This is a genomic window from Henriciella sp., assembly GCF_049649345.1.
In the GTDB taxonomy this organism is placed as follows: Bacteria; Pseudomonadota; Alphaproteobacteria; order Caulobacterales; family Hyphomonadaceae; genus Henriciella.
In genome coordinates this window covers 1-4838 of the sequence record NZ_JBARZC010000445.1, presented here as the reverse complement: position 1 = coordinate 4838, position 4838 = coordinate 1, and the positions used below count along the sequence as shown (strand labels likewise).

Annotated in this window: 6 protein-coding genes; 5 read left to right on the top strand and 1 reads right to left on the bottom strand. The window is 63.1% G+C overall.

Translation table 11 applies throughout. The annotated features are described in order from the left end of the window. The 5 genes from trpB to WA989_RS12340 all read left to right on the top strand — a co-directional run. A partial coding sequence (gene trpB / locus WA989_RS12360) for a tryptophan synthase subunit beta (protein WP_424340799.1) occupies positions 1–914 on the top strand: 914 nt, incomplete at its 5' end. 2 nt (positions 915–916) lie between these two features. Next, entirely contained in the window at positions 917–1246 is a 330-nt protein-coding gene (cutA, locus tag WA989_RS12355; protein WP_424340798.1) for a divalent-cation tolerance protein CutA, read from the top strand. Further along, positions 1246–2064, top strand: coding sequence for a tryptophan synthase subunit alpha (gene trpA / locus WA989_RS12350; protein WP_424340797.1), 819 nt, complete (start codon positions 1246–1248; stop codon positions 2062–2064). Before cutA ends, trpA begins: the two co-directional genes overlap by 1 nt. A 36-nt stretch (positions 2065–2100) precedes the next feature. Next, the gene (locus tag WA989_RS12345; protein WP_424340796.1) at positions 2101–3078 is read left to right on the top strand and encodes an acetyl-CoA carboxylase carboxyltransferase subunit beta; all 978 of its coding nucleotides are present in this window, start codon (positions 2101–2103) and stop codon (positions 3076–3078) included. After that, positions 3075–4340, top strand: a complete 1266-nt coding sequence (locus WA989_RS12340) for a bifunctional folylpolyglutamate synthase/dihydrofolate synthase (protein ID WP_424340795.1) — start codon at positions 3075–3077, stop codon at positions 4338–4340. The genes WA989_RS12345 and WA989_RS12340 overlap by 4 nt, the downstream gene beginning before the upstream one ends. A gap of 113 nt (positions 4341–4453) precedes the next feature. Here the strand turns inward: WA989_RS12340 and WA989_RS12335 are convergent. Next, on the bottom strand, positions 4454–4838 hold a 385-nt coding region (locus tag WA989_RS12335), incomplete at its 5' end, for a hypothetical protein (protein WP_424340794.1).

Sequence of the window (4838 nt, the reverse complement as noted above, 5' to 3'; positions counted from 1 at the left end):
CCCTAGGCCAATGCCTGCTCGCCAAGCGTATGGGAAAAACGCGCATCATTGCGGAAACCGGCGCGGGGCAACATGGCGTGGCGACGGCGACGGCCTGCGCACGCTTCGGTCTGCCGTGTACCGTCTTCATGGGCGCGACCGATGTCGAGCGCCAGAAACCGAACGTCTTCCGCATGAAGCTGCTCGGCGCGGAGATCGTGCCGGTCTCATCGGGCACCGGCACGCTGAAGGACGCCATGAATGAGGCGCTGCGTGATTGGGTCACCAATGTGCATGACACGTTTTACGTCATCGGCACGGCCGCCGGCCCGCACCCCTATCCGGAGATGGTGCGCGACTTCCAGTCCGTCATCGGCAAGGAATCAAAGCGCCAGATCATGGAGCGCGAAGGCCGCCTGCCGGATGCTGTCATGGCGTGTATCGGCGGCGGATCGAATGCAATCGGCCTGTTTCATCCCTTCATCGAGGATGAGGGCGTGCGGCTGATCGGCGTTGAGGCCTCTGGCCACGGCCTCGAGACCGGCCAGCATGCGGCAGCCCTCAATGGCGGCAAGCCCGGCATCCTGCACGGCAACAAGACTTACCTTTTGCAGACCGAGGACGGCCAGATCATTGATGCGCACTCGATCTCGGCTGGGCTCGATTATCCGGGTATCGGGCCCGAACATGCCTTCCTGCGCGATACGGGCCGGGCCGAATATCTCACCTGTACCGACAAGGAAGCCCTCGAAGCCTTCCAGCTCTGCACACGGCTTGAAGGCATCATCCCGGCGCTGGAGCCTGCCCACGCGATCGCGAGGCTTGGCGATGTGTGCGAGAGCATGGACGAGGACCAGATTCTGATCATGAATCTCTGCGGGCGCGGGGACAAGGACATCTTCTCGGTCGCCGAGCATCTGGGGATGGAGATTTAATCATGACCGACGCACTTCTCATCCGCATAACCTGCCCGTCCACCGATGTGGCGCACAAGATCGCTGACACCGCTGTCGAGCGGCGGCTCGCAGCCTGCGCGAATATCGATGGGCCTGTGGCGTCGACCTATCTCTGGAAAGGGGTGGTCGAGCAAGCTTTCGAGCATGTCCTCTGGCTGAAATCGGTCTCCGCCTGCTGGCCAGAGCTCGAAAAGCTCGTCACAGAGCTCCACCCCTATGACGTCCCGGCTATGGTGGCGATGCCTCTGAGCCATATGCCGCTGCCGTTCGCTGCCTGGCTGGGCGACAATACGAAAGAGCCTGCTGAATAATGCCGACACAACGGATAACCGACCGGTTCGAAAAGGTTCGCGCCGAGGGCCGCGCTGCGCTTGTCACCTATATGATGGCGGGCGATCCGGATCTTGAAGCGAGCTATGACGCGCTTTGCGCGCTGCGCGACAATGGCGCGGACATTATCGAGCTCGGCGCGCCCTTTACCGATCCGATGGCCGATGGCGCGGCGATCCAGCTGGCCGGCCAGCGCAGCCTGAAGGCCGGGACGAAGCTGACCGATGTTCTCGCGCTCGCTGCGCGGTTCCGTGAGACTGACAAGGACACGCCGCTCATCCTGATGGGCTATGCCAATCCTGTCTTCCATATGGGCTATACCGCGTTTGCCGAGGCCGCCGCGAAAGCGGGGATAGACGGGACGATCATTGTCGACCTGCCGCCCGAGGAGGATCATGAGCTGCGCCAGGCCTATGAAAAATATGGCATTTCAGTCATCCGGCTCGCCACACCGACAACAACGGAAAAGCGCATCGCCAAGGTCGCCGAAGGTGCTTCAGGATTTCTCTACTATGTCGCTGTCGCTGGTGTAACGGGGACAGGGTCAGCCGACCCGGAGGATATCCGCGAAGGCGTTGAGCGGGCGCGCCGGGTCTCCGGCCTGCCGGTCTGCGTCGGCTTTGGTGTGCGCACCGGGGAACAGGCCGCCGCCATGGCGCGTATCGCTGATGGGGTTGTCGTCGGCTCCGCTTTCGTAGATCATGTGCGTTTAGCTCTTGAGTCGGGCGCGCGCGGGTCTATAGCCGATCGCGTAGGGGGGCTGGCGAAGGAGCTTTCATCAGCGCTTACAAGCGCCTAGCTGAGTGGACCGACCAATTCAGGGAGTCCTGACGTCATGAACTGGCTAACCAATTTCCGTACACCGGGTCTCAAGACCTTCCTGTCCTCTAAAAAGGACACGCCGGACAATCTCTGGGTCAAATGCCCGAAATCGGGCGAGCTGGTCTATCGCTCGGACCTCGAAGAGAGCTGGTATGTTACCCCTGCTGGCGCGCATTTGCGGATTTCGCCGCGCCGCCGTTTCCGACTCTTTTTCGATGAGGAGCGCTGGGAACCTCTGCCGCTTCCACCGGTCGCGCAGGACCCGCTGAAATTCAAAGATGACAAGGCTTATCCGTCGCGCCTCAAGGCCGCCAAGAACAAGCTGGCCGGTCGCGAGAAGGAAGAGAGCCCGGAAGGTAGCCCGCCTGTCGCGCAGGATGACTGCATGGCCGCCGCCTTTGGCCGCGTGAACGGCAAGCCGACCGTGATCCTGGTGCAGGATTTTGCCTTCATGGGCGGCTCGCTCGGCATGGCGGCTGGCGAAGCGTTTATCGCTGCAGCCCAGCTGGCTGTGGCCCGCAAGGCCGCTTTCGTCGTCTGCACAGCCTCAGGCGGTGCGCGCATGCAGGAGGGCACGCTGTCGCTGATGCAGATGCCGCGCACAACGCTTGCCATTGACGAGGTCCGCGAGGCGGGCCTGCCCTATATCGTCATTCTCACCGATCCGACCTCGGGCGGGGTCTCGGCCTCTTACGCGATGCTGGGCGATGTCCATATCGCTGAACCTGGTGCGATGATCGCCTTTTCCGGCCCGCGTGTCATCGAGCAGACCATTCGCGAGAAGCTGCCGGACGGCTTCCAGCGCTCTGAATTCCTTCGCCAGAAGGGGCAGGTCGACATTGTCTGTGATCGCCGTGAACTGAAAGAAACACTGGGCCGCCTTCTGACACACCTCCTGCCCAAGCGCCGCACTGACACGACAGCGATCGGCCCGGTCAAGGCGCCTTCCGCGGATGTGCCTGCGCCGGTCAAAAAGGGCAAGAAAGCTTGATCGACGCGAAGATCGCCGTCGAGGCGGCGCTGAAACGCTTCGAACGGTTCAATCCGACAGACCGCATTTTAACGCTTGACCGGCTGCTTGCCGTGCTCGAAACGCTGGGCAATCCGCATCTCGATCTGCCGCCAACCATTCATGTCGCTGGCACCAATGGCAAAGGCTCGACGACAGCCTTCATGCGCGCCATGGCCGAGGCCGCGGGCCTCAGGGTGCATGTCTCGACATCGCCGCATCTCGTCCGCTTCAATGAGCGTATTCGCCTCGCCGGCGAGATCATTTCCGACGAGCAGCTGATCGGCTACCTCTCGCGCGTCGAGGACGCCGTTCAGGGCCGCGACATCACCCATTTCGAGGCGACACAGGCCGCAGCCTTCCTCGCCTTCCATGAAGTCCCCGCCGACCTTCTCATCCTCGAAGTCGGCCTTGGCGGGCGCTATGATGCCTCCAATGTCATCGAGGAATGCGCGGTCTCTGTCATCACGCCGATCGACTTTGACCATATGCAGTTCCTCGGCAATACGATCGCCGAGATTGCGCGCGACAAGGCGGGCATTCTGAAGCCGGGATGCAAGGCGGTCTCCGCGATCCAGCGGCCCGAAGCCGAGGCTGCGATCTGTCTGGAAGCTGCCAGGCTCGGCGTTGATGTCGCGTTCCTGAAGGCGCGCGATGTGTCCTCCATGTTTCCCCCGCTCGGCCTTGCGGGCAAGCACCAGTTCGCCAATGCCGCTCTCGCGGCCAGCGCGCTCAAGGCCTGGGGCCATCCGGCGATTACAGAGCGCGCCATTCTCACAGGCTGCGCGACGGCCTACTGGCCGGCCCGGATGCAGCGGCTCTCGGACGGCCCGGTCACCGACCTGGCCGGCGGTCGCCCGGTCTGGCTCGATGGCGGGCATAATCCGCATGCCGCAAGAGCCATTGCAGATACGCTGGATGATCTTGACCGCGAGGAGCCCGCAAAACGCACCATGCTCGTCGCTGCGATGCTCGCCACCAAGGATGCGACAGGTTTCTTCCGCGAGCTCGCCCGCCCCGGCCTCAAAATCTTCACCACCGTGGTCGAGGACAATGAATTTACCGCGACGGCGCAAGATCTCGCCCGCGATGCCGAGGCCGCCGGGGTCGAGGCGACCGCGTGTAAGAGCTTCGAGGCCGCGATAAAAGCCGCTGTCGAGGCGGGCGCCGAGCGCATCCTGATCTGCGGCTCGCTCTATCTTGCCGGCGATGTTTTGAAGCTCAACAATGAGCTGCCGCGCTAAGATGCGGTTCCGATCTGGATTAGCCCGTCACGGGTAACATCCTTCTAACGCCTGCGCTCCCAGCCACAGACTCTCCAGAATCTGCGGCAAACTCACAAAAATTTCCCCCAGTTTCAGCCCGTGTCGAAGAAGGCGAACATGGCGTCATTGACCTCACGCGGCAGGAAGCTGGCCATCAGGCCGAGCTCTGCGGGCAGGCGATGGGTGCGCCTCATGGGCAGAGTGACGAGGGGCACGCGGCGCGCCGCGCGCATGGCGTGAATTCTTTTGGCGAGCCGCCGGGCAGCCGGTACAGGGTCCAGAACCAGGGCAGAGAGCCGGTGATAACGGGCTAAAATCAGGGTAATTCCGGGAGGCGGCGGCGCGGGCCGCTCTGTGCGCTCAGCAAAGGCGTCGAGCTGGGCGGCATTGTAGCTGCCGACGTCCACGGCCCGGAACGACCAGTGCCAGGGCCGGGGCAGGCGGTCTGCGCTCGGGGCGCGCGGGCGAGGCTGCGTG